At 67.3% G+C, this 24,288-nt stretch carries 23 protein-coding genes; 12 read left to right on the plus strand and 11 right to left on the minus strand.

Annotation, left to right across the window (positions count from 1 at the left end; all coding sequences use genetic code 11):
• Positions 1 to 10: 10 nt before the first annotated feature.
• The 7 genes from AruCF_RS04175 to AruCF_RS04205 all read left to right on the plus strand — a co-directional run bounded on the left by AruCF_RS04175 (position 11) and on the right by AruCF_RS04205 (position 7,587).
• Positions 11 to 1,504, plus strand: coding sequence for a DegQ family serine endoprotease (locus AruCF_RS04175; protein WP_049072170.1), 1,494 nt, complete (start codon positions 11 to 13; stop codon positions 1,502 to 1,504).
• A gap of 215 nt (positions 1,505 to 1,719) precedes the next feature.
• Positions 1,720 to 3,513 (plus strand): translation elongation factor 4, encoded by a 1,794-nt coding sequence (lepA, locus tag AruCF_RS04180; protein WP_049072171.1) that lies wholly within the window; start codon positions 1,720 to 1,722, stop codon positions 3,511 to 3,513.
• A 22-nt stretch (positions 3,514 to 3,535) separates the two neighbouring features.
• Complete coding sequence (lepB, locus tag AruCF_RS04185; protein ID WP_049072172.1) at positions 3,536 to 4,420, plus strand: signal peptidase I; 885 nt, start codon at positions 3,536 to 3,538, stop codon at positions 4,418 to 4,420.
• Between the two features lie 2 nt (positions 4,421 to 4,422).
• Positions 4,423 to 5,184 carry a ribonuclease III gene (gene rnc, locus AruCF_RS04190; protein WP_049072173.1) on the plus strand — a complete coding sequence of 254 codons (762 nt, stop codon included), beginning with the start codon at positions 4,423 to 4,425 and terminating at the stop codon, positions 5,182 to 5,184.
• Positions 5,181 to 6,071, plus strand: a complete 891-nt coding sequence (era, locus tag AruCF_RS04195; RefSeq protein WP_049072175.1) for a GTPase Era — start codon at positions 5,181 to 5,183, stop codon at positions 6,069 to 6,071. The genes rnc and era overlap by 4 nt, the downstream gene beginning before the upstream one ends.
• Positions 6,064 to 6,651 carry a DNA repair protein RecO gene (gene recO / locus AruCF_RS04200; RefSeq protein WP_006393489.1) on the plus strand — a complete coding sequence of 196 codons (588 nt, stop codon included), beginning with the start codon at positions 6,064 to 6,066 and terminating at the stop codon, positions 6,649 to 6,651. Before era ends, recO begins: the two co-directional genes overlap by 8 nt.
• An 18-nt stretch (positions 6,652 to 6,669) precedes the next feature.
• Positions 6,670 to 7,587 carry a LysR substrate-binding domain-containing protein gene (locus AruCF_RS04205; RefSeq protein WP_049072177.1) on the plus strand — a complete coding sequence of 306 codons (918 nt, stop codon included), beginning with the start codon at positions 6,670 to 6,672 and terminating at the stop codon, positions 7,585 to 7,587.
• A 33-nt stretch (positions 7,588 to 7,620) separates the two neighbouring features.
• Here the strand turns inward: AruCF_RS04205 and AruCF_RS04210 are convergent, their stop codons facing one another.
• The 9 genes from AruCF_RS04210 to AruCF_RS04250 form a co-directional block, all read right to left on the minus strand.
• Positions 7,621 to 8,718, minus strand: a complete 1,098-nt coding sequence (locus AruCF_RS04210; RefSeq protein ID WP_049072178.1) for a pyridoxal-phosphate dependent enzyme — start codon at positions 8,716 to 8,718, stop codon at positions 7,621 to 7,623.
• A gap of 3 nt (positions 8,719 to 8,721) precedes the next feature.
• The gene (locus AruCF_RS04215; RefSeq protein WP_049072180.1) at positions 8,722 to 9,696 is read right to left on the minus strand and encodes a M14 family metallopeptidase; all 975 of its coding nucleotides are present in this window, start codon (positions 9,694 to 9,696) and stop codon (positions 8,722 to 8,724) included.
• 31 nt (positions 9,697 to 9,727) lie between these two features.
• Positions 9,728 to 10,690, minus strand: coding sequence for a Bug family tripartite tricarboxylate transporter substrate binding protein (locus tag AruCF_RS04220; RefSeq protein ID WP_049072181.1), 963 nt, complete (start codon positions 10,688 to 10,690; stop codon positions 9,728 to 9,730).
• A 90-nt stretch (positions 10,691 to 10,780) separates the two neighbouring features.
• A complete protein-coding gene (locus AruCF_RS04225; RefSeq protein ID WP_049072182.1) occupies positions 10,781 to 12,064 on the minus strand; it encodes an NTP/NDP exchange transporter in 1,284 nt (427 codons plus the stop codon).
• Positions 12,065 to 12,068: 4 nt separating this feature from the next.
• Positions 12,069 to 12,986: an aldo/keto reductase gene (locus AruCF_RS04230; RefSeq protein WP_049072183.1), complete on the minus strand. Its 918-nt coding sequence runs from the start codon at positions 12,984 to 12,986 to the stop codon at positions 12,069 to 12,071.
• Between the two features lie 67 nt (positions 12,987 to 13,053).
• Positions 13,054 to 13,764, minus strand: a complete 711-nt coding sequence (locus AruCF_RS04235; RefSeq protein WP_006393496.1) for a Bax inhibitor-1/YccA family protein — start codon at positions 13,762 to 13,764, stop codon at positions 13,054 to 13,056.
• A gap of 150 nt (positions 13,765 to 13,914) precedes the next feature.
• On the minus strand, positions 13,915 to 14,571 hold the full coding sequence (locus AruCF_RS29750) for a hypothetical protein (RefSeq protein WP_049072185.1): 657 nt from the start codon (positions 14,569 to 14,571) through the stop codon (positions 13,915 to 13,917).
• A gap of 60 nt (positions 14,572 to 14,631) precedes the next feature.
• The gene (locus AruCF_RS04245; protein ID WP_049072187.1) at positions 14,632 to 15,087 is read right to left on the minus strand and encodes a DNA polymerase III subunit chi; all 456 of its coding nucleotides are present in this window, start codon (positions 15,085 to 15,087) and stop codon (positions 14,632 to 14,634) included.
• A 22-nt stretch (positions 15,088 to 15,109) separates the two neighbouring features.
• Entirely contained in the window at positions 15,110 to 16,615 is a 1,506-nt protein-coding gene (locus tag AruCF_RS04250; RefSeq protein WP_083036554.1) for a leucyl aminopeptidase, read from the minus strand.
• A 55-nt stretch (positions 16,616 to 16,670) separates the two neighbouring features.
• Here AruCF_RS04250 and lptF point away from each other — a divergent pair, with 55 nt between their 5' ends.
• Positions 16,671 to 17,771: an LPS export ABC transporter permease LptF gene (gene lptF / locus AruCF_RS04255; protein ID WP_083036555.1), complete on the plus strand. Its 1,101-nt coding sequence runs from the start codon at positions 16,671 to 16,673 to the stop codon at positions 17,769 to 17,771.
• Between the two features lie 120 nt (positions 17,772 to 17,891).
• Here lptF and AruCF_RS04260 read toward each other — a convergent pair whose 3' ends face one another.
• Positions 17,892 to 18,812, minus strand: a complete 921-nt coding sequence (locus AruCF_RS04260) for a LysR family transcriptional regulator (RefSeq protein ID WP_049072197.1) — start codon at positions 18,810 to 18,812, stop codon at positions 17,892 to 17,894.
• A gap of 171 nt (positions 18,813 to 18,983) precedes the next feature.
• On the opposite strand from AruCF_RS04260, the gene AruCF_RS04265 reads away from it, so the two are divergent.
• From AruCF_RS04265 to AruCF_RS04280, 4 genes are all read left to right on the plus strand, one after another.
• The gene (locus AruCF_RS04265; RefSeq protein WP_049072200.1) at positions 18,984 to 20,201 is read left to right on the plus strand and encodes an ABC transporter substrate-binding protein; all 1,218 of its coding nucleotides are present in this window, start codon (positions 18,984 to 18,986) and stop codon (positions 20,199 to 20,201) included.
• Between the two features lie 97 nt (positions 20,202 to 20,298).
• Positions 20,299 to 21,792 (plus strand): CoA-acylating methylmalonate-semialdehyde dehydrogenase, encoded by a 1,494-nt coding sequence (locus tag AruCF_RS04270; RefSeq protein WP_049072202.1) that lies wholly within the window; start codon positions 20,299 to 20,301, stop codon positions 21,790 to 21,792.
• Between the two features lie 93 nt (positions 21,793 to 21,885).
• On the plus strand, positions 21,886 to 22,830 hold the full coding sequence (locus tag AruCF_RS04275; protein WP_049072204.1) for a CysB family HTH-type transcriptional regulator: 945 nt from the start codon (positions 21,886 to 21,888) through the stop codon (positions 22,828 to 22,830).
• A gap of 225 nt (positions 22,831 to 23,055) precedes the next feature.
• Positions 23,056 to 23,385, plus strand: a complete 330-nt coding sequence (locus AruCF_RS04280) for a DUF2325 domain-containing protein (RefSeq protein WP_006389316.1) — start codon at positions 23,056 to 23,058, stop codon at positions 23,383 to 23,385.
• Positions 23,386 to 23,590: 205 nt separating this feature from the next.
• Here the strand turns inward: AruCF_RS04280 and AruCF_RS04285 are convergent, their stop codons facing one another.
• Positions 23,591 to 24,250, minus strand: coding sequence for a C40 family peptidase (locus AruCF_RS04285; RefSeq protein WP_049072205.1), 660 nt, complete (start codon positions 24,248 to 24,250; stop codon positions 23,591 to 23,593).
• Positions 24,251 to 24,288 lie beyond the last annotated feature (38 nt).

A 24,288-nucleotide genomic window follows, 5' to 3' on the forward strand; every position in this document is an offset into this window, starting at 1 on the left:
GGAGCAATCTATGAAAGCAATGATGGTGTCGAACCCCAGCCTGCGCCGCTTCCTGGCGGCCGCGACGGCGGGGCTCATGATGTCGGCCGCGTTCGCGCCCGTCTCGCAGGCGCAGACCCCCGCGGCCGCTACGCCGACCCCGACGGTGGCGTTGCCTGACTTCACCAGCATCATCGAAAAGGCCGACCCGGCGGTCGTCAACATCCGCACCACCGCCACCGTGCCGATCCGCGGCGTGGGCCCGGGTGGCAACGATCCGGCGGAACTGTTCCGCTGGTTCTTCGGTCCGGACTTCCAGCCGCCGGGCCAGCAGTCGCCCAATCCGCGCCAGCGTCCGCAGCCGCAGCAGCCCGAGGAGCGCACCGTGCCGCGCGGCGTGGGCTCGGGCTTCTTCATTTCCGATGACGGCTACATCATGACCAACAACCATGTGGTCAGCGATGCAACCGACATCTACGTCACCCTGACCGACGGCCGCGAATTCAAGGCCAAGGTCATCGGCACCGACGAGCGCACGGACGTGGCGCTGATCAAGATCGAGGCCAAGGACATGACGCCGCTGGTGATCGGCGATCCCAAGAAGCTGAAGAAAGGCCAGTGGGTGCTGGCGATCGGTTCGCCGTTCGGCCTGGATTCCACCGTGACTTCGGGCATCGTCAGCGCCATCGGCCGCGATACCGGCGAATACCTGCCTTTCATCCAGACGGACGTGGCGGTCAACCCGGGCAACTCGGGCGGCCCGCTGATCAACCTGGCGGGCGAGGTGGTGGGCATCAACTCCCAGATCATCTCGCGCAGCGGCGGCTTCATGGGCATCTCGCTGGCCATCCCGATCGACGAAGCGATGCGGGTGGTCGACCAGCTGCGCGCCACCGGCAAGGTCACGCGCGGACGCGTCGGCGTGCAGATCGGCGAAGTCGGCAAGGACGTGGCCGAGGCCATCGGCCTGCCCAAGGCCGAGGGCGCGCTGGTCAGCAGCGTCGAGGCCGACGGTCCCGCCGAGCAGGCAGGCGTGCAGCCGGGCGACGTGATCCTGACCTTCAACAAGGAACCGATCAAGCGCTGGTCCGACCTGCCGCGCATCGTCGGCGAGACCAAGCCGGGCACGCGCGCCGACATGGAAGTGTGGCGCAAGGGCAAGAAGATGACCCTGTCGGTCAAGGTCGGCGAGATTCCGGTCGACAAGGCCGCTCCGGGCAAGAAGGGCGCGCCGCCGGCGCCGGAAGTCACCAACGCGCTGGGCCTGGGTGTGATCGACGTGCCCGCCGACGTGCAGAAGAAGCTGCGCATCAAGGGCGGCGTGCAGGTCAAGGTCGCCGAAGGCGCCGCGGCCAAGGCCGGCCTGCAGGAAGGCGACATTGTGTTGGCCCTGAACGACACCGACGTCACCGGCGCCAAGCAGTTCGCCGAGCTGGTCGGCAAGCTGGACAAGGGCCGCGCGGTCGGCCTGCTGGTGCGCCGGGGGGAGCAGACCCAGTGGGTGGCGGTGCCGGCAAGCAAATAAGGCCCAAGACCGGCTAAAATGGCTGGTTGCCGCAAGAGGGGGCGCCTGGCGCCCCCTCGTTTTTGCCCCCGCCAGACGCCGTCCGCAGCCCGCCGCAAGCGAGGCCGGGGCGGCGGGCGGTCCGGCCTGGCGGCCCCAACCCGTCAGCCGTGCCTACCCTGGTGGCGGCGTCTTCCGGCAGTTTGCCGAATGTTCCGTCCCTTTTAAATTCAAGCATGCAGCATATTCGCAACTTCTCCATCATTGCCCACATCGATCACGGCAAATCGACCCTGGCCGATCGCCTGATCCAGCGCTGCGGCGGATTGGCGGATCGCGAAATGTCGGCGCAGGTGCTCGACTCCATGGAGATCGAGCGCGAGCGCGGCATTACCATCAAGGCCCAGACGGCGGCCCTGCACTACAAGGCGCAGGACGGCAAGATCTACAACCTGAACCTGATCGACACCCCGGGGCACGTCGACTTCTCGTATGAAGTCAGCCGCTCGCTGTCGGCCTGCGAAGGCGCGCTGCTGGTGGTCGACGCCTCGCAGGGCGTCGAAGCGCAGACCGTGGCCAACTGCTACACCGCCATCGAGCTGGGCGTGGAAGTGCTGCCGGTGCTGAACAAGATGGACCTGCCGCAGGCCGATCCGGACAGCGCGCGCCAGGAAGTCGAGGACGTGATCGGCATCGACGCCTCGCAGGCGGTGCTGGCCAGCGCCAAGACCGGCATGGGCATCGACGAGATCCTCGAATCCATCGTCGCGCGGGTGCCGCAGCCCAAGGGCGATCCCGATGCGCCGCTGCAGGCGCTGATCATCGACTCGTGGTTCGACAACTACGTTGGCGTGGTGATGCTGGTTCGCATCGTCAACGGCATGCTCAAGCCCAAGGACAAGATCCTGTTGATGGCTTCCGGCGCCACCCACCTGTGCGAGCAGACCGGCGTGTTCACGCCCAAGTCGCAGCAGCGTCCGCACCTGTCGGCGGGCGAGGTGGGCTTCATCATCGCCGGCATCAAGCAGCTCGAGGACGCCAAGGTCGGCGACACGGTCACGCTGGCGAGCAAGCCGGCCGCCGAGCCGCTGCCCGGCTTCAAGGAAGTCAAGCCGCAGGTGTTCGCCGGCCTGTACCCGGTCGAAAGCTCCGAATACGACCAGCTGCGCGATTCGCTCGAGAAGCTCAAGCTGAACGACGCGGCGCTGATGTTCGAACCCGAAGTGTCGCAGGCGCTGGGCTTTGGCTTTCGCTGCGGCTTCCTCGGCCTGCTGCACATGGAAATCGTGCAGGAGCGCCTGGAGCGCGAGTTCGACATGGACATCATCACCACCGCGCCGTCGGTGGTGTACGAAGTCGAGCAGCGCGATGGCTCGGTGATCACCGTCGAAAGCCCGTCGCGCATGCCCGAGATCGGCAAGATCGCCGACATCCGCGAGCCGATCGTGAAGGTCACGCTGTTCATGCCGCAGGACTATGTCGGTCCGGTGATGACGCTGTGCAACAACAAGCGCGGCGTGCAGATCAACATGAGCTATCACGGCCGCCAGGTGCACCTGGTGTACGAGATCCCGCTGGCCGAGATCGTGCTGGACTTCTTCGACAAGCTCAAGTCGGTGTCGCGCGGCTACGCCTCGATGGACTACGAGTTCCTCGAATACCGCTCGGCCGACGTGGTGCGCGTGGACCTGCTGATCAACAACGATCGCGTCGACGCGCTGGCCGTGATCGTCCACCGCAGCAACGCCCGCCATCGCGCCCGCGACGTGGTGACGCGCATGCGCGGCCTGATTCCGCGCCAGATGTTCGACGTGGTGATCCAGGCGGCCATCGGCGCCGAAATCATCGCCCGCGAGAACGTCAAGGCGCTGCGCAAGAACGTGCTGGCCAAGTGCTATGGCGGCGACATCTCGCGCAAGAAGAAGCTGCTGGAAAAGCAGAAGGCCGGCAAGAAGCGTATGAAGCAGGTCGGCACGGTGGAAATTCCGCAAGAGGCCTTCCTGGCCATCCTGCAAGTGGAAGACAAATAGAACCCGAGAAGGCGGTTAGCTGATGAGTTGGAACTTTGCCCTGATCCTGTTTGTTCTGCTGGTGCTGACCGGCATTATCTGGGCGCTCGATCTGGCCGTATTGCGGCGCGGCCGCGAGCGCCGGGCGCAAGAGGCGATGGCGCAGTACGACGCGGCGCTGATCGGCGATTCGCAAGAGGCCGAGCGTTTGCGACGCGAGGCCGGCGACAAGGCCCGCCGCGTGCCGTGGTGGATCGAATACGCGGTCAGTTTCTTTCCCGTGATCCTGTTCGTGTTCGTGCTGCGTTCGTTCGTGGTGGAGCCGTTCCGCATTCCCTCGGGTTCGATGCTGCCGACGCTGCAATCGGGCGACCTGATCCTGGTGAACAAGTTCAGCTACGGCCTGCGCCTGCCCGTGATCGACAAGAAGGTCATCGACATCGGCAAGCCGCAGCGCGGCGACGTGTTCGTGTTCCGCTACCCGGTCGATCCGGACGTCGATTACATCAAGCGGGTGGTCGGCCTGCCCGGCGACGAAATCGCCTACCTCGACAAAAAACTGTATGTGAACGGCCAATTGGTGCCGCATACGCGCGACGGTGACTACTTTGAGCCTGATCGTGTCTCCTATATCGCACAATATAAGGAGAAATTGGGCGAAGTTAGCCACAATATCCTGTTGGATGAAGGCAGGCCGCAGGAATATCGCCCGCAGTACCAATTTCCCAACCTCGGGAACTGCCAATATTCGCGCGATGGGGTACGCTGCAAAGTACCCGAGGGGCAATACTTCGCCATGGGCGATAATCGGGATAACAGCGCCGACAGCCGATACTGGGGTTTCGTGCCGGAATCCAATATCGTCGGGAAGGCGTTCTTCATCTGGATGAATTTCAGCGATCTCAGCCGCATCGGCCGGTTCAACTGATTATGTCGCTAGCCACGCTAGAAAACCGGCTGGATCATCACTTCGGTGATCCAGCACTGCTTGAACAGGCGCTGACCCACCGCAGCCATGGTGCGCGCCACAACGAGCGCCTGGAGTTCCTCGGGGATTCCGTGCTCAACTTCGTCGTCGCGGCGATGCTGTTCGAGCGTTACGCGAAAATCGACGAGGGCGATCTGTCACGCCTGCGCGCCAACCTGGTCAAGCAGGCTTCGCTGGCGGACATCGCCCAGCGCCTGGAGCTGTCCCAATACCTGCGCCTGGGCGAAGGCGAACTGAAGAGCGGCGGTTTCCGCCGGCCGTCGATCCTGGCCGATACGGTCGAAGCCCTGTTCGGCGCGGTGTTCCTGGACGCTGGTTTCGACGCTGCCCGCCGCGTGATCGTGCGCCAGTACCAGCCGGTGCTGGCCTCGGTCGACCCCAAGACCCTGGGCAAGGACGCCAAGACCTTGCTGCAGGAATTCCTGCAAGGCCGCAAGCTGGCCTTGCCCGTGTACACCGTGGTGGCCACGCACGGCGCCGCCCACAGCCAGCAGTTCGAGGTCGAATGCGCCATTCCTGCGCTCGAGATCAAGGTGAACGCGCCCGGCGCCAGCCGCCGCGCGGCCGAGCAGTCGGCCGCCAAGCTGGCGCTGGAGGCGGCGCAGGCCATCAGCCCGGCGTCCAAGGCCGCCCGCAAGTCGGGCAAGGCGCGCAAGACCGCGCAGTTGTCGCTGCCCGTGGCAGTGTCCCAAGAGACTAAATGAGCGATACCCCTTTCCGTACCGGTTTCGTGGCCATCGTCGGCCGCCCCAATGTGGGCAAGTCCACGCTGACGAACGCGCTGATCGGTTCCAAGATCTCCATCGTGTCGCGCAAGGCGCAGACCACGCGCCACCGCATCCACGGGGTGCTGACGCGCGACCACGAACAGTTCGTGTTCGTCGATACGCCGGGCTTCCAGACGCGCCACGGCGGCGCCATGAACCGCATGATGAACCGCGTCGTGACGCAGGCGCTGGCCGACGTCGACGTGGTGGTGCACGTGGTCGAGGCCGGCAAGTGGTCGGAAGGCGACGCCAAGCTGCTGCCGCTGCTGCCGGCGCCGGAACGCACCATCCTGGTCGTCAGCAAGATCGACGCGCTGAAGAACCGCGACGAGTTGTTCGCGTTCGTTTCGAAGATCATGGCGCTGCGTCCGTTCGGCGCCGTGGTGCCGGTCAGCGCCACCAAGAACCAGCAGCTCGACCAGCTGCTGCAGGAAATCGCGGCGCGGCTGCCGGAAGGCGAGCCGATGTTCGAGGAAGACACCCTGACCGACCGGCCGATGCGCTTCATCGCCGCGGAACTGGTGCGCGAGAAGATCTTCCGCCTGGTCGGCGACGAACTGCCCTACGGCTGTACGGTCGTGATCGAGCAGTGGGAAGAGACCGACAAGGGCGCGCGCATCGCCGCCTGCGTCGTGGTGGAGCGCGACAGCCACAAGCCGATCCTGCTGGGCACCGGCGGCATGCACATGAAACGCATCGCCTCCGAGGCGCGGCAGGACATCGCCAAGCTGCTGGACAAGCCAGTGCACCTGGAGATTTACATCAAGGTGCGCAAGGGCTGGTCCGACCGCGAGAGTGCGCTGCGCGACCTGGGCTATGAGTAGACGGGCGCCTCGCGTCCAGGATCGCCCGGGATACATGCTCCACGCCACCGCGTGGCGCGAGACGTCCCTCATCGTTCAGACTTTCTCGCGCGACCACGGCTGTGTGGCCATGGTCGCCAAGGGCGCCAAGCGCCCGTATTCCGTGCTGCGTCCGGTGTTGTCGGCGTTCCAGCCGCTGCTGCTGTCGTGGACCGGCAACGGCGAGGTCAAGACCCTGACCCGCGCCGAGATCATGGGCGTGCGTGCCCTGAGCGGCACCGCGCTGATGTCGGCGTGGTACATGAATGAACTGCTGCTGCGGCTGCTGCCGCGCGAGGATGCCCATCCGCTGCTGTTCGACGCCTACGACATGGCGCTGCAGCAGCTGTCGGGCGGCACGCGCGCGGCGGGGGCCTTGCGCCGCTTCGAATGGACGCTGCTGCGCGAGACCGGCTACGGCGTCGATGAGGCCGAACCCGATTTCGACGACCCTGTCATCGAGCCGGCGCTACGCCGCGACCTGCGCGAACGCCTGGCCGAGAACCTGGCCGGCCGGCCCCTGGCCACGCGCCGGGTGCTGATGGACCTGCAGCGTATCTGAACCCGCGGGGCGCCGGCCATGACCTTCACGCTCAAGCAGGTCGAGACCTTCCGCACCGTCTATGAAACGGAAAGCGTGACCGCCGCGGCCCGGCGGCTCGATGTGTCGCCGGCCACGGTCAGCGCCACGCTGGCCGCGCTCGAGGCCAGCATCGAATTGCGACTGTTCGAGCGCGTGCGCCAGCGCATGCAGCGCACGCCCGAGGCCACGCTGCTGTACGAGGAAATCCGCCGTTTGAACGTCGGCCTGGAAAGCCTGGGCCGCAAGATCCGCGCGATCCGCGGCGCGGCCCAGCCGCGCTTGCGCATCGGCTGCATCCATGCCTACAGCGGGGCGATCGTCAACGCTACCATCGCGCGCTTTCGCGAGCGTTATCCGGACACGCCCCTGTATCTGCAGATCCGCGATTCGAACACGCTGCGCGACATGGTGGTGTCGGGCGAACTCGATCTGGCTGCCGTGGCCGATGAGTCGGAACTGGAGGGCCTGCGCGGCCACCGCCTGGCCAGCCTGCGGGCCGTGACGGTGTTCCCGGACGGCCATCCGCTGGCGCGCCTGGAGCAGGTCGGCCTGGCGCAACTGGCCGAGGTGGACGTGATCGCCCTGAATGCCGAGGATGCCTCGCGCCAGCGGCTGGACGCGCTGGTGCTGCAGGCCGGCCTCGGCCTGCGCGTCGCGATCGAGACGCCGTACTCGAGCACGGTTTGCCAGCTGGCGCTGGCCGGCCATGGCGTCGGCATCGCCAACCCCGCCACCGCGGTGGGGCTGGAAGCCGCGGGCTTGTGCCACCGGCCGCTGGCGGCGCCGGTGCATTTCGAATGCCACATGATCCTGCATGGCAGCCGGCCGCTGTCGGAGGCTGGCAAGTACTGGGCGACCTGCCTGCGCGCGGCGTTGGCGCCGTTGGTGGAACGCTACGGCGTCAAGCGCGGCTGACGGGTGCGCGGCCCGCGCAGCCGTTGCCGCCGCCTAGCCGCGGCGGCCGTCCGCCGTCAGGATCAGCACCACCGACGATTCCGCATCCAGCTGGCCGGCGCGGCGCAACCGCGTGACCGCCGCCAGAGCGGCGGCCGACGACAGCTCCGTAGCCAGTCCAAGGCGCTCCAGCCGCTGCTGCGCCTGGGCGGCGGCGGCATCGGAGACCTCGACCGGCGAGCCGCCTGAGCGCGTCAGCGCCTCCAGCGATTGCAGCGTGACCGTGCCGCCGGCGATCGAGTATTGGTCGGTGGCCCCTTCCCACAGGCCGCGCGCATCGCCCGCGGCGCGGGCCCGCGACAGGCGGGCGTACGGCTCGACCGCATGCAGCCGTGGCAGCCGGGGGATGCGGCCGGCGCGCAGCAATTGCTGCCAGCCCAGCAGAATGCCCCACAGCAGGTCGCCGCGCGCGGTTGGCACGACGATGTCGGTGGGCAGGCCGCAGCGGTCGAACAATTCCTGTGCGATTGGCTTATAGCCTTCGACGCCGTGGGGGTGTGTACCGACCGGCGGGTTGAGATAGTTGGTGCCAGCGAAAGCGCCCTGGTTGCGGCACAGGTCGGCGACATGGGGCCAGCGGCCCAGGCTGTCGTCGAACGCGGTCAGACGGGCGCCGAAGCGCTGCATGGCCTCGCGCTGCAGCGGCGGGCAGTTGCGGGTGATGGCGATGTCGGCCTGCAAACCGGCGGCGGCGCAATAGGCCGCCAGCGAGACGCCGGCGTTGCCGCTGGAAGCCGCGGCCACGCGCGTGGCGCCGGCCAGCCGGGCGCGCGACACCAGTTGCGCGGCCATGCGGTCCTTGTGGCTGCCGGTGGGGTTGGCGCTCTCGCATTTGAGCCAGAGCCGGCCCACGCCCTCGGCCTGCGCCAGCGCGGGCGCGTCCAGGCAGGGCGTGGCGCCTTCACCCAGCGTGACGGGGTCCAGCACCGGCAGGTCGATTGCGTCGCCAGAGCCTGCGGCGTACTGGCATTCCAGCGACGCGGGATGGCCGGCCTCCAGGCAATGCGGGCAGCCTTCCGGGTAGTCGGCGGGCGGCAGGTGGCTGTCGCAGCGGATGCAGCGCAGGCCGGACAAGCGGGGGTTCATCAGCATGGGTCAGTACAACGAGGCAAGGGAGTCCAGGGGAAGGGCGGGCGCGACCTGCAGCAGGCAGTCGCCGTCGTCGCTGCGGGCGATGGCGCGCAGGCAGACGACGGTGCCGGCCTGCGGGCTGGCCAGGGCGCGCGCGGGCAGATCGGGGCGGGCGGGTTCTATGAGCTGGCCGATGGTCTGGCCGGCGGTCACGGTCTGGCCCAGATCGACGGCGGGGATGAACACGCCCGGTTCGCGGCCGCGCAGGGTGGCGGCCGGCGCGTCCAGGTCGTGCAGCAACGGGGCCGGCTGGCGTGGCGTGGCGGCGGCCAGCAGGCCCAGTTCGGCCAGGCAGCCGAGCAGGCCGTCGCGGCAGCGTTCCACCAGCGCGCGGGTGGTCTCGCCGCCGCCGCCGACTTCCGCGCTCAGGCGCAGCACCCCCAGGCGGCTGGCGGCGGCCGGCATCGAACCGGATTCGCCGCCGCGAAAGAAGACGCAATGCGGCATGCCGAAGGCGCGGGCCAGGGCCGGCAGGCGTTCATCATAGGGATCATCACCGTAGCGCGTGATGACCGAAGACGGCAGATAGCGCAGCGACGCACCGCCGCTGTGGACGTCCACCAGCGCCTGGATGCGCGGCAGCAGCCGCGCCTCCAGCGCGGCGGCCACGCTCTCGGTATAGCCGCGCGCCGGCGCGCCGAGGAAGGCGCGGTTCAGGTTGCCGCCGTCGGAGGGCGACAGGCGCGTGCCGGCCAGCGAGGCCTCGGCATTGGCGGCGGGCAGCAGGTAGACCGTGCCACGCTGCAGGACGCCCGGCAGCAGTTGCCAGAGCTGCAGGATGGCCGCCTGGCCTTCCCATTCGTCGCCATGCACGCCGGCCATCAGCGCCACGGCCGGCCCGGGGCCGGCCTCGATCTTCAGCACCGGGATGGTCACGCGCCGGTAGGCCGAGGCGTTGGTGGCGGCGCAGCTGAAGTCTTCGCGGCTTACCTGGATCATGGCGTGGCTTCCGGTCGGGGGCGAGGGTGAATCAATCCAGCGTGGTGCCGGCGGCCTTGATGAGATTTTCCCATTTGGGCAGTTCCTTCTGGATCTGGGTCTGGACGTCGGCAGGCGCGCCGCCGAGCGGCTCCTGCGAGCGGCTGCGCAGTTCACGCGCGACGGGTTCCGCCCGCAACGCGGCGTTCATCGCGGCGTTCAGCCGCGCGATGACGGCGGGCGGCGTGCCGGCCGGCGCCACCAGCGCGCTCCAGGCCGATTGCTCGTAGTCGGGATAGCCTTGCTCGGCCACTGTCGGCACATCCGGGTTGGATGCCGCGCGGGCCTTGGTGGTGACTGCCAGCGCGCGCAGGCGGCCATCCTTCAGGTTGCCGATCAGGGGCGGCAGGTTCTCCATCATCGAATCGACGTGGCCGCCCAGCAGGTCGGCCAACTGCGCGGCCGTGGCCTTGTAGGGAATCTGCCGCACCGCCGCGCCGGTCTGGGCGATGAACAGCTTGACGCCGACTTCGCTGGTGGTGCCGGGATCGGCCGACGTCATGGTCAGGCGGTCGGGCTGGGCGCGGCTGGCGTCGATGAAGCTTTTGAGATCGCGGTAGGGCGAGGCGGCGTTGACGACGATGACGTTGGGGGTTTCGGCCACCAGCCCGATCGGCGTGATGTCGCGGTCCAGGTCATAGAGCTGCTGCTTGAAGAGATAGCGATGCAGCACCAGCGTGCCGACGTGGGCGTAGCCGATGGTATAGCCGTCGGCCGCGGCGCGCACCAGCGCCTGGGTGCCGATGCGGCCGCCCGCGCCCACACGGTTCTCGATGACCACCGGCTGGCCCAGCACGCGGCTCATTTCCTGGCCGACCAGGCGGGCGGTGATGTCGGCGTTGCCGCCGGCGGCGGCCGGCACGATCATCGTGATGGGCCGTTCCGGGTATTCGGCCAGCGCGGGCTGCGCGGTCAGGCAAAGCAACAGGGCGGCAAGGCTGGCGGAGCGTTTCATGACGGTTCCCGGGACGTTGAGGGCTGCGCTATTGTGCGGCGGCCGCGTCGGGATTCCGTTTGGTTTTATCAGATGGGTATTTGAAAGAATCTAAGGTTGCGGCGGCTGGCGGTCGGCCTTGCGTCCCAGCCCATAGCCGAGCGCCGCCGCGGCCAGCGCGCACAGCGCGCCCAGCAGGGCGATCAGCGCCACGCCGTGGCCCAGCGCGTCGACCCCGGCCTTGACCCAGCCGCTGGCCGCGTCGCCAGCGCGGTAGACCACGGTGTCGATGACGTTCTTGGTCTTGTATTTGTCCTCGGGCGAGACCGCGGTGAACAGCATTTCGCGTCCCGGCTTGACCAGGGCGTATTCGCCGGCGCGTCGCAAGATCATGGCGACGGCCAGCACCGCGAACACCGGGTAGGCCGCCAGCGCCAGGAACGCCAGCGCCATGGCCAGCGGTACCGCCGCCATCAGGAATCGCACGCCCAGCCAGGCGGCGACGCGGCCGGTGAGGAATAGCTGCGACAGCAGCGCCAGGGCTTGCACGATGAAGTCCAGCGTGGCGAAGACGCGGATACGCTGCGCTCTGTCCGGGAAGGTCTCGGCCACCAGCCGCGCCTGCTCCATGTACAGGAAGGTGCTGAGCGTGGCCAGCAGCAGCACCAGCACGGCGATGCCCAGCAGGTAGGGCGACTGGAACACCCGCGACAGTCCGGCCAGCATGGCGCCCGGGATCGGGCGCGCCAGTGCGGCGGTCTCGGCCTCGGGGCGGGTCGCGGCGCGCCAGCGCAGCAGCCAGCGCTTGAGCGGCAGCGTCGCCGTCAGCAGCAGCGCCGACAACAGCAGCAGGCCCGCCGCGCCGAGCGTGCCCGCCAGCAGGCCGCCCAACAGGGGGCCGCACAATCCCCCGGCGCTGGCGCCGGCGGCGATGAAGGCGAACAGGCGCTTGGCCGACTCCATGCGGAAGACGTCGGCCATCAGGCTCCAGCCGAGCGAGACCACGAACAGGTTGAAGACCGACAACCACACGTAGAAGCTGCGCGCGGCCCAGACGCCATCGGGTTGCCAGTGGAACAGCGCCGCGTAGCCGGCCATGGTGGCGGCGAACACCGCGTAGGCCCAGGTCACCAGCGTGGCGCGCGGCACCCGGCCAGACAGCCAGCCGAACAGCGGCACCACCGCCAGCATGGCCAGGAAGGTGGCCGTGAACAGCCATTGCAACTGGTCGACGCCGGCCTGGATGCCCAGCGTCTCGCGGATCGGCCGCAGCATGAAATAGCCGCAGAACAGGAAAAAGAAGAAGGCGAAGCCGCAGGCGCCCGCCGCCACCTCGCCGGGCTGGATCCCCAGCGCTTGCGCCGCCCGCTGGCGCCAGGAGCCGGGGGCGCGCATGGCTTCAGCCCAGCAGGGCGGCGATGCGTTCGCGCAGCGCCGCGTCCGGTTGCGGACCGAAGCCGGCCCGCGCGTTGTCCACCATGTTGGCCGGCTTGGAGGTGGCGGGGATGACGGCGGTCACGGCGGGATGGCCGATGATGAATTTCAGGAACAACTGCGCCCATGAGGTGCAGTCGATTTCACCGGCCAGGGCCGGCAGCGGCCGGTCCCGGACCTGGCGGAACAGCGCGCCGTCCTGGAACGGGCGGTTGATCAGCACCGCGACGCCGTTGGCCTGGCAGGCCGGCAGCAGGCGCTTTTCGGCATTGCGCGCGCCCACCGACAGATTGATCTGCAGGAAGTCGGGCTTTTCCTTCTCGACCAGCTCGGTCAGTTCGTCGTGGGCGGCGTCGGTGTAGTGCGTGATGCCGAGGTAGCGCGTCACGCCCTGCTGCTTGAGTTCGCGCAGCAGCGCCAGCTGGTTGCGGGTGTCGATCAGGTTGTGGACCTGGATCAGGTCGAGCTTCTGCGTGCGCAGCGCGCGCAGCGAGTTCTCGATCTGGCGCCGGGCCGCCTCGTGGCCCTGGGTGCTGATCTTGGTGGCCAGGAACACCAGCGGACGCCGGTCCGGCTCGCGCGCCAGCAGCGCGCCGGTGACGGCCTCGGCCTGTCCGTAGCTGGGGGCGGTGTCGATGAGCGAACCGCGCGCCTCCAGCAAGGCGTCCACGACCTGCGCCAGCGGCGCCATGGCGGCCGCGTCCGAGGGCGACACATTGAAGGTGTCGGCGGTGCCCAGGCCGATCACCGGCAGCATGTCGCCGGCGGCCCCGATCGGGCGGGTCAGCATCGGCCGCTGGAGGCTCAGGGCGCTTGCCGTCCAGGACTGGGCCAGCAGCGGCGCGCAGGCGGCGGCCTGCAGGAATCGACGGCGATCAGGCATGGCTCGCTCCAATGAAAAAGGGCCTGCATGGTTCATGCAGGCCCTTGCGACTGTGACAGCGGCGCGCTTACTCGCGGTTGCCGCCAAAGATGCCCAGCAGCATCAGCAGGTTCGAGAAGACGTTGTAGACGTCCAGGTAGATGGCCAGCGTGGCGGACACGTAGTTGGTTTCGCCGCCGTTCACGACGCGCTGCAGGTCGACCAGCATGAACGCCGAGAAGATCACGATGGCCAGCACCGAGATGGTCAGCATCAGCGCGGGCAGTTGCAGGAAGATGTTGGCCAGGGCCGCCACCAGGATCACGACGGCGCCGATGAACAGGAATTTCTGCAGGCCGGACAGGTCGCGCTTGATGGTGGTGGCCAGCGTGGCCATCGTGCCGAACACGATCGCCGTGCCGCCGAAGGCCGTCATGACCAGCTGCGAGCCGTTGCTGAAGCCCATCACGAAGCCGAGCAGGCGCGACAGCATTACGCCCATGAAGAACGTGAAGGCGAGCAGCAACACCACGCCCAGCGAGTTGTTCTTGTTCTTCTCGATGGCGAACATCATGCCGAAGGCGCCCACCAGGAACACGATGGCGGACAGACCCGGGCTGGCACCCATGACACGATTGATGCCGGTGTACAGGCCGACGGCCGCGCCCAATACGGTCGGGATCAGCGAGAGCGCCAGGAGCCAATAGGTGTTGCGCAGCACTTTGTTGCGCACGACCTCGCCCGGCGCGCCGGCGAGGGTGCCGGAACGGTTAAAGGGGGACGGACGGTATTCGTTCATGGAGGACTCCTGTGTACGGCAGAAATTGATTTGCCTAGAAGGCTTAGATGCCAAGGATACCTTACAGTTCCCTGAAGAATCCAGTTTTCGGAAGCATTAGCGCGCAGGGCGGGCAGGCATGACCCTGTTATGGGGATGGTCAAGCCGGTTTCAACCGGGCCTGACGTCCTGCATCACCCGCGCCACGATACGCGGCAGTTCCTCGTCCATGCGTGCCTGGATCTGTTCAATGGCGTCGGCCAGGGCCTGGCGCATGACCTGTTCGACTTCCGCCTGCAGGCGGGCGGCCAGCACCGAGGCCTGCGGCGATGCGGCGGCCGGGGCGGCTGGCGCGACCACCGCGGCGGGCGACGGCAGGGCGGGCGTATCGGTCGCTTCAGCCGGAAGCGGCGCGTCGGCGCCGTGCCGGGCGACATCGGTCAGCAGCGGGAAGGCATCGTCATCCCGGGCGGCGTCGGTCAGCAACGGGAAGGCGTCGTCATCCCGGGCGGCGTCGGTCAGCAACGGGAAGGCATCGTCATCCCGGGCGACGTCGGTCAGCAGCGGGAAGGCGTCGTCATCCCGGGCGACGTCGGTCAGCAGCGGGAAGGCGTCGTCATCCCGGGCGACGTCCGTCAGCAACGGAAAGGCGTCGTCACGCCGAGCTATGTCGGTCAGCAGGGGGAAGGCGTCGCTGTCATGGGCGGATTCGCGCCCGCTCGCCACATTGGTCAGCGGCGCGATGTCCGGCGGCGTGGACGGCGACAGCGTCGGCTCGGCCCGCTGGGTCAGGGTGGGGATACCGGGGTCGGAAGGGCGGTGGGGCATGGGGGCTCCCGAGGGTCGAGATGGCGCCGCCGGGGGCGGCGCGGGAGGCGGAGAGGGCGGTCAGGCGCCCGGCTGCCGTTGGCTCAGGTCGTGGCTTTGCGGCGTGTGGCCGGCGCCCTGATAGACGCGCCAGCGCTGGCGCGCGGCCTGCTTGTCGTCGGGATCGTCCGAGACGATCTCGAGCAGCCGCTCGAAGGTCTCGAAGCCCGGCGGGCAGTTGTCGTCGAGATTGAGCAGCCAGGGCGAAGGGCCGTCGCCGGCGGCCTGCGCCGCCTGCTGCGGATCGCCGGCGGTCAGGACGACGGGCGTCTCGGCCGCCAGCGGGTCATTGGCCAGGACGTGCGGCACGAACGAGGTGTCGTCGAAGGCCCACAACATGCGATCGAAGGCCGCCAGGCGCGAGCCTTCTTTACAGTACACCACCAAGCGTTGCCCCGCCAGGTAGCGCTTGCGCACCACCTGGCAGGCCATGCGCAGGCGGTCGGGCGCGCCGAAGGCGAAGTCGATGCGCGTCATGCCGGTTTCCGTGCGTGCGGGGTCAAGCCTGGTCCAGCAGGAACTGCATCAGCAGCGGCACGGGACGGCCGGTGGCGCCCTTGTCCTTGCCGCTCTTCCAGGCGGTGCCGGCGATGTCCAGGTGGGCCCAGCGGTAGGCCTTGGTGAAACGCGACAGGAAGCAGGCGGCCGTGACGGCGCCGGCCGGGGGGCCGCCGATGTTGGCCAGGTCGGCGAAGTTGGACTTGAGCTGGTCCTGGTAGGCGTCATCCATCGGCATGCGCCAGGCGGTGTCCAGCGCCTGGCGACCGGCGGCCGACAGGGCCTCGGCCAGCGCGTCGTCCTTGGTGAACAGGCCTGTGTTGACGTGGCCCAGGGCCACCACGCAGGCGCCGGTCAGGGTGGCGATGTCGATCACGGTGGACGGCTTGAAGCGCTCGGCGTAGGTCAGCGCGTCGCACAGCACCAGGCGGCCTTCGGCGTCGGTGTTGAGGATCTCGATGGTCAGGCCGGCCATGCTGGTGACCACGTCGCCCGGCTTGTTGGCCTTGCCGCTCGGCAGGTTTTCGCAGGCCGGGATCAGGCCGATCACGTCCAGCGGCAGTTCCAGCTCGGCCAGGGCGCGGAACGAACCGAGCACGCTGGCGGCGCCGCACATGTCGTACTTCATTTCGTCCATGGTGGCGGCGGGCTTGAGCGAGATGCCGCCAGCGTCGAAAGTGATGCCCTTGCCGACCAGCACGATCGGGCCCTCGGATGTCTTGGCGCCCTTCTTGGCGGGCTTGCCGGCATGGCGCAGGACGATGAAGCGCAGCGCTTCCTCGGAGCCGCGCGCCACCGACAGGAACGAGCCCATGCCGAGCGCCTCGACCTGCTTGCGGTCCATGACCTCGACCTTGAGCGACTTGTATTCGCGCGCCAGGCGCTTGGCGGTGTCACCCAGGTAGGTGGGGGTGCAGATGTTGCCAGGCAGGTTGCCCAGGGTGCGGGTCAGTTCCATGCCGTTGGCGATGGCGGCGCCTTCGCGCAGGCCCTTCTGGACCTGGGCGGCGTCCGCGCGCTCGACGATCTGCACGATTTTCTTGAGCTTGGGACGGGCGTCGCGGTCGGGCTTGCCGAAGCTGGCGTCGTAGTGATAGGTGACGCTGCCGGCGGCGATGGCGGCGCTGCGGGCGCGGGCAACCAGGGGCACGTCGGCGATCGGGTTGGCGACCAGGGTGGACACGCCTTCGGTCAGTTGGGCCGCGACGCAGGCGGCGGCGAAGGCCTGTTCCGCCGAGGCGTGGGCGCGGGCAGCGTATTCATCCTGCTTGCCCAGTCCCACCAGGACCACGCGCTGGGCCGCCACGCCCGGCAGGGAACGCAGCACCAGGGTGGAACCAGCGCGGCCGCGGAACTCGTTCTTGGCGACGGCGCGCACGGCGCCGTTGGAGGCGCGGTCGATCAGGTCGGCCGCGGGGCTCAACACGCCGTCGGCGTAGACCCCGACCGCCAGCGCGGCGGTTTTGATCTGGTGCAGGGAAGCGGTGGTCTGTGTGCTAAATTCCATGAGGGTTTCCCGTGTGCGTCTGTATGATGCGGTCGATTATCCCGCATATTCTCCCATGTCTCTATTCAAACGCTCTGTCGTCAGCGAGATCACCAGTCACGCTGGCGTTGTCTTTTCCACGTTGCTCATCGTATGGCTCAGCGTGCTGCTGGTGCGCCTGCTCGGTGAGGCGGCGGGCGGCAACATCGGGGCGGACGTCGTGCTCGTGCTGGCCGCGCTGTCCACCATCACGGCCCTGCCGACCATCCTGGCGGTGTCGGTCTTCATTGCGGTGCTGACCACGGTCACGCGCAATTACCGGGAATCCGAGATGGTGGTGTGGTTCGCCAGCGGCCTGTCGCTGGCGGACTGGCTCAAGCCGGTGCTGCGCGTCGCCATTCCCGTGGCCATCGCGGTGGCCGGGCTGACGCTGGTGGCCGCGCCCTGGGCCTATCGGCAGATCGGCGAATACCACGAACGCTTTGAACAGCGCTCCGATCTGTCCAAGGTCACGGCGGGCCAGTTCGCGGAATCGGCGGGCGGCAACCGCGTGTTCTTCGCCGAGGATCCGGCCAAGCCGACCGACGAACTGGGCAACGTGTTCGCGCGCGAGACCGGGCCGGAATGGCTCAGCGTCCTGACCGCCAGCAGCGCCCACAGCGAAACCCTGCCCAACGGCGACCGCTTCCTGGTGCTGGGCGAGGGCCATCGCTACGACCTGAAGCCAGGTACGCCCGAGATCCGCCTGGTGCACTTCGATAAATACGGGCTGCGCCTGGAAAGCAAGGGCGGCGACGACCCGGTCGCGTCCGCGCGCGCCGCCGCCGAACGCTCGGCCAAGGCGCGCACCACCCCGCAGCTGATGGCCGACAACACCACCAGCAGCTGGTCGCAGGTGATGTGGCGCATCTCGCTGCCGCTGGCCGCGCTGAACCTGGCGCTGCTGGCGATTCCGCTGGGCGCCGTCAACCCGCGCCTGGGACGTTCGGGCGACCTGCTGATCGCCGGCCTGGTGGGCCTGCTGTACATGAACCTGATCAACCTGTCGTGCGCCTGGATTTCCAACGGCAAGCTCAGTTTCGGCGTCGGCACCGTGGCGATCCACCTGGTGGTGGCCGCCTTCACGGCCTTCCTGTTGATGCGCCGCCTGCGCGTCAAGGCGCCCAAGAACAGCTAGCGGCCCGACCCGCGGCCCGCCCCAGGGACGCGGGGACATGCCGGACGGGCCGCCAGCCACGGCGTCCCGCTGCCAGGCCTGGCCGTCGGCGCGGCCTGACCCGCGCCGCCGCTGCCGGCTTCAGGGCAGGTATTTCATCGTGCCGCGCTTGCCGGCCAGCAGGTCGGCGTTCTTCAGCACCGACTTGCGGATGAACTCCCACAGCACCGTCACGCGCTTGAGCTTGCGCAGGTCTTCGTGGCAGTACATCCAGAACGAGCGGGTGATCTCCACTTCCTTTTCCAGCACCGGCTTGAGCCTGGGGTCCTGCGCCGCGATGAAGCAGGGCAGGATGGCCAGCGACTGGCCCTGCAGCGCCGCATGGTATTGCGCCACCACGCTGGTGCTGCGCAACACCACCCGGCTGGCCGGCAACAGGTCTTCCAGGTAGCGCAGGCGTTCGCTGAACAGCAATTCGTCGACATAGCCGATGAAGCTGTGTCCGGCCAGGTCGGCGCGGCCGCGGATCGGCGGATGGCGCGCCAGGTACTCGGGCGTGCCGTACAGGCGCAGCGTGTAGTCGCACAGCTTGCTGCACACGTAGGGCCCGCGCTGGGGCCGTTCGATTGTGATGGCCAGGTCGGCCTCGCGCTTGGACAGGCTGACGAAGCGCGGCACCGGCAGGATGTCCAGCGTGATGTGCGGATAGCGCCGCTGGAAATCGGCCGCCAGCGGCGTCAGCACGTAGCTGCCGAAACCCTCGGTGGCGCCGATGCGCAGGTGGCCGGACAGCGCCTGGCCGATCCCGGACAGCGTCTCGCGGGCGCTGTGCACCGTGCTCTCCATCTGCTCCGCGTGTACGAACAGGCGCTGGCCGTCCTCGGTCAGCACGAAGCCGGCGCTGCGCGATTTCTCGAACAGCAGCGTGTCCAATTCGGCTTCCAGGGCGCGGATACGGCGCGAGACCGTGGTGTGTTCGACGCCCAGCTTGCGCGCCGCGGCGCTGACGCGCTGGGTTCGCGCGACCTCCAGGAAATACCGCAGGCTGTCCCAATCCAGCATGTTTTTCGTCCCCGCATTGATTGTGCATTGATGCACAAGGAATGTGCATTTCTGGTGTTGCTTGTTGATTTTCACACATCTACACTGGGTCGGCAGCCCTGGGGGTAATGCTCCGGGAGCCGCGGGTCGCGAAGACGGCCCCATAACGCATAAAACTCAGGAGACAAATCCATGGAATTGCACGCACGCGGGCTGGCCGCAGGCTTGTGTCTGGGCGCAGCGCTGTTGGGCCAGGCGTACGCGGCGGATAAACCGCCGGTGAAGATCGGCATCCTGACCGACATGTCGGGCACCTACGCCGGCATGGGCGGGCCCGGTTCGGTGGCGGCGGCTCAATTGGCTATCGACGATTGCCTGGCGGCCGAGTGCAAGGGCATGAAGATCGAGCTGGTGTCGGCCGACAACCAGAACAAGGCCGATGTGGGCGCGGCCAAGGCGCGTGAATGGTTCGATCGCGACGGCGTCACCGCCATCGCCGACCTGACCAATTCGGCCGTGGCGCTGGCGGTGCAGGGCATCGCGCGCGAAAAGAACAAGGTCGTGATGTTCTCCGGCCCGGCCACCACGGCGCTGACCAACAAGGAATGCTCGCCGGTCGGATTCCACTGGATGTTCGACACCTATTCGCAGTCCGCCGGCGGCGCCAAGGCCACGGTCAGGGCGGGCGGCAAGTCCTGGTACTTCATCACCGTCGACTACGCCTTCGGCCATTCGCTCGAGGCCGACACGGCCAAGGCGGTCAAGGCGCTGGGCGGCACCGTCGCCGGCAGCGTGCGGCATCCGTTGAACGCGCCGGACTTCGCCTCCTATCTGCTGCAGGCGCAAAGCTCCAAGGCGCAGGTCGTGGCCTTGGCCAACGGCGGCCAGGATACCGTCAACGCGGTCAAGCAGGCGCGCGAGTTCGGCATCGTGGCCGGCGGCCAGCGCCTGGTGTCGCTGCTGATCTTCCTGTCGGACCTGCGCGCGCTGGGGCTGGAGAGCGCCCAGGGCCTGTCGTACGTGGACGGCTTCTACTGGGATTACGACGACGCCACGCGCCAGTGGTCGACCCGCTTCGAGAAGGCCTTCCGCGGCCTGAAGCCGACCATGACGCAGGCCGGCGTGTACTCCAGCGTGCTGCACTACCTGCGTTCGGTGGCGGCCTCGGGCAGCACCGACGGCAAGGTGGTGGCCGACAAGATGCGCGAACTGCCGATCAAGGACCCGATCATGCGCAACGCTTCGATCCGCCCCGACGGCCGTGTGATCCACGACATGTATCTGTACGAAGTGAAAAAGCCATCCGAGTCCAAGGGTGGTTGGGACTATTCCAAGCTGGTGGCCACCATTCCGGCGGCCGAGGCCTTCCAGCCGCTGGCCGATTCGGCCTGCCCGCTGGTGCAGAAGTAAGGCGCGGCGCGCCGCCAGGGCTCGCCCGGCGGCGCGCGCGCGAGATCCAAGAACGCGGAATCCATCCGCATCGACTATGCAGTGTGAGGAGCATCAAATGAGTGAAGTCCCCCGCGTTCCGCTATTGATCGGCGGCAAGCTCGTGCAGTCCAAGACCACCGAATGGCGCGACGTGATCAACCCCGCCACCCAGGAAGTCGTGGCCAAGGTGCCGTTCGCCACGCGCGCGGAACTGGACGAGGCCATCGCCAATTCCAAGGAAGCCTTCAAGACCTGGCGCAACAGCGGCCAGGGCGCGCGCATGCGCGTCATGCTGAAGTTCCAGGAACTGCTGCGCGCCAACACCGCCAAGCTGGCCGAGATGATCACCCGCGAGCATGGCAAGACCCTGCCCGACGCCGAAGGCGAAGTCGGCCGCGGCCTGGAAGTGGTCGAGCACGCCTGCTCGATCGCCAATCTGCAACTGGGCGAGTACGCCGAGAACGCCGCTTCGGGCATCGACGTCTACACGCTGATCCAGCCGCTGGGCGTGTGCGCGGGCATCACCGCGTTCAACTTCCCGGTGATGCTGCCGTGCTTCATGTTCCCGATCGCGGTGGCCTGCGGCAATACCTTCGTGCTCAAGCCGTCCGAGCAGGACCCGAGCTCGTCGCTGTTCCTGGCGCAGCTGGCGCTGGAAGCCGGCCTGCCGCCGGGCGTGCTGAACGTGGTGCATGGTGGTCCGGAAACGGCCAACGGGCTGTGCGAGCATCCCGACATCAAGGCCGTGTCGTTCATTGGTTCGACCCGCGTCGGCACCGAGATCTACAACCGTGCTTCGGCGGCCGGCAAGCGTTGCCAGTCGATGATGGGCGCCAAGAACCACTGCGTGATCCTGCCGGACGCCGATCCGGAAGTGGCGCTGAACCAATTGCTGGGCGCGGCCTTCGGCGCGGCCGGCCAGCGCTGCATGGCCTCGTCGGTGGCCGTGCTGGTGGGCGAAGCCCGCAACTGGCTGCCCGATTTCGTTGAGCGCGCCAAGAAACTCAAGGTCAATTCGGGCATGGACCGCGCCGCCGACCTGGGCCCGCTGGTCTCGCCGAACGCCAAGAAGCGCGTCGAAAGCCTGATCCAGAAGGGCGTGGACGAAGGCGCCAAGCTGCTGCTGGACGGCCGCAACCTGAAGGTCTCCGGCTTCGAGCAGGGCAACTTCGTCGGCCCGACCGTGTTCGATGGCGTGACCGAGAACATGACCATCTACACCGAGGAAATCTTCGGTCCGGTGCTGTGCGTGGTCGGCGCGGAAACGCTGGAAGAGGCGGTGGAATTCATCAACCGCAACCCCAACGGCAACGGCGTTGCCCTGTTCACGCAGGACGGCGGCGCGGCGCGTTACTTCCAGAACAACATCGACGTCGGCCAGGTCGGCATCAACGTGCCGATCCCGGTGCCGGTGGCGTGGTTCAGTTTCACCGGTTCGCGCGGCTCCAAGCTGGGCGACCTGGGTCCCAACGGCAAGCAGGCGGTGCAGTTCTGGACCCAGACCAAGACCGTCACGGCGCGCTGGTCGGCCCATGCCAAGACCGTGAACACCACGATCTCGATGCGCTGAAAGAGGGACGCCTTGTCCTAAGCTTATATTAATAAGTTATATAATAAGGCGTCTTTATTACTTATAATTGGCCCGTCTATCAGGGGCCAATTCATGAACCTGCAGCAATTTCGTTTTGTGCGCGAAACCATCCGGCGCGACTTCAACCTGACCGAAGCCGCCCGGATGCTCTATACCTCACAGCCGGGCGTATCCAAGGCCATCATCGAATTCGAGGATGAACTCGGGATCAAGATCTTCGAACGCCACGGCAAGCGCATCAAAGGGCTGACCAAGCCCGGCCTGGCCGTGTCGCAGGTGATCGACCGCATCATGCGCGAGGTCGACAATCTGAAGAAGGTCAGCGACGAATTCGCCCGCCGCGACGAAGGCGGCCTGGTGATCGCCTGCACCCACACCCAGGCGCGCTACCTGCTGCCGCGCGTGATCCCGGCGTTCCGCAAGCAGTTCCCCAAGGTACACCTGTCGCTGGCCGAAGGCAGCCCGGCGCAGTTGGCCGAGATGGTGCTGCACGAGCAGGCCGACCTGGCGCTGGCGACCGAGTCGCTGGCATTGACGCCCGGCCTGGCGACCCTGCCGGTCTATGCCTGGGAGCACACCGTGGTGGTGCGGCCGGACCATCCGTTGGCCGAATTGACTTCCAGCGCCGCCAAGCGCCTGTCGCTGGCGCAACTGGCGGAATACCCCATCGTGACCTATGACCGCGCCTTTACCGGCCGCAGCACGATCGACGAGGTCTTCGCCAATCAGGGCATCCACCCGGACATCGTCCTCGAAGCCATCGACGCCGACGTGATCAAGACCTACGTGGACGTGGGCCTGGGCATCGGCATCATCGCCGGGGTGGCCTACGATCCGCGACGGGATTCGAGCCTGGTCGGGCTGCCCGTGGGGCATCTGTTCGGCACCCACACCACGCGCGTCGGCGTCAAGGCCGGCGTGTTCCTGCGCGACTACGTGTACACCTTCCTGGAAATGCTGGCCCCGTCCCTGACCCGCGCGGTGGTGACCGAGGCGGTGCAGGGCGTGCCGAAATAAGCGCGGCGGCGTGTCGAGCCAAGGCGGTTCTTCGTTCGGGAGACCGCCTTTTTTCTTGCCCGTTGTCCGTCCAGGGCGCGGGGAAGCGCGAAGAAAGGGGCCGCTCGCTATCCCTTTCCATGAGCTCATAAAAATAATTAAATAAGAACTGATCTCATTTGAGTTGACTAAAAAATAGGAATCATTATCATTACATCCAGTCTCAACGACCCAGTGAGGTTCAACATGACGGCAGGATTGAGTGCAGTGGTAGTGGGGGCCGACAGGCTCGGCAACATCCCGGATCTGCTCAAAGGACACAACATTTCGATCACGCACCACATCAGTGGCCGTGATCCCTCGCATCAGAAGAAGACGTTGCAGCTGCCCTCGGGCACCCAGCTGGTTATCCTGTTGACCGACTTCCTGGGGCATAACGTCATGAAGACCTTCCGCAACGCGGCGCAGCGCGGCGGTATCCGTGTCGTGGCTTGTCGCCGTTCGGTGTGCAGCATGCAGCAGGCCCTGCAGCAATGCGGGCTGTGCGCGGGCGCCGCCGGAGCCGCGGTCCACTGACATCGTGCCGAGCCGCCACCAACACTGAAAACTGGGGAGGCCGAACAGGCCTGCGGCCCCGCGCCGCGAAGAGGAATGAAAAACGCCGCCGGACTGGCAAGTCCGGCGGCGTTTTGCTGTCTGGATCAGGCCGCGCGGCGGCGTGCGCGGATCGTGCCGTTCGGACGATGGCGCAGGCCAGGCCGGCCGGTCAGAATGGCAGGAATCAGTTGGCCGCGCGGGCCGTGGCCACCAGGCTGGTGTCGATGCGGCGGGCACCGTTGTAGCGCTTGGACCAGTACGCCATGGTCATGTTTTCGACGCGCACCACGCCGCCAGAGCTGGGCGAGTGCACGAAGCGGTCGTCGCCCAGATAGATGCCGACATGCGAATAGCGGCGGCCCATGGTGTTGAAGAAGACCAGATCGCCGGCCTTGAGCTCGTTCTTGTCGATGGACACGCCCTGTTGTGCGATTTCGGCGGCGTTGCGGGGCAGCTTCAGGCCCAGCGAGCGTTCAGCGGTGTAGGCCACCAGGCCGCTGCAATCGAAACCGGTATCGGGGGAGTTGCCGCCGAAGCGGTAGCGGATGCCCAGGTAGTTCAGGGCTTCGCTGACCATGGCGTTGTCGCTGTTGACACCGCTGTGGCTGCGCTGGCGTTCACGCTTGAATTTCTGCACCACCAGCATGCCGATGGGGTCATCGGCGGTGGCGACCCATTCCGTCTCGTACGGATCGATCTCGGACGTATAGGCGGTGGACTTTTGATTGGTGCTTGCACAACCCGCCAGACCCGCGACGCACGCCGCCAGCGCCAGCAAACGCAGACCGCGGTTTGCCTGGCCAGAGGATGAATTCAGTCGCGCGCTTTTGGAGTGTCGATGCATTCGCCTAGGGAAGGTTGCCGCCTGTTTCGCATTTTCCG

The organism is Achromobacter ruhlandii (genome assembly GCF_002082135.1).
Classification (GTDB): Bacteria; Pseudomonadota; Gammaproteobacteria; order Burkholderiales; family Burkholderiaceae_B; genus Achromobacter; species Achromobacter ruhlandii.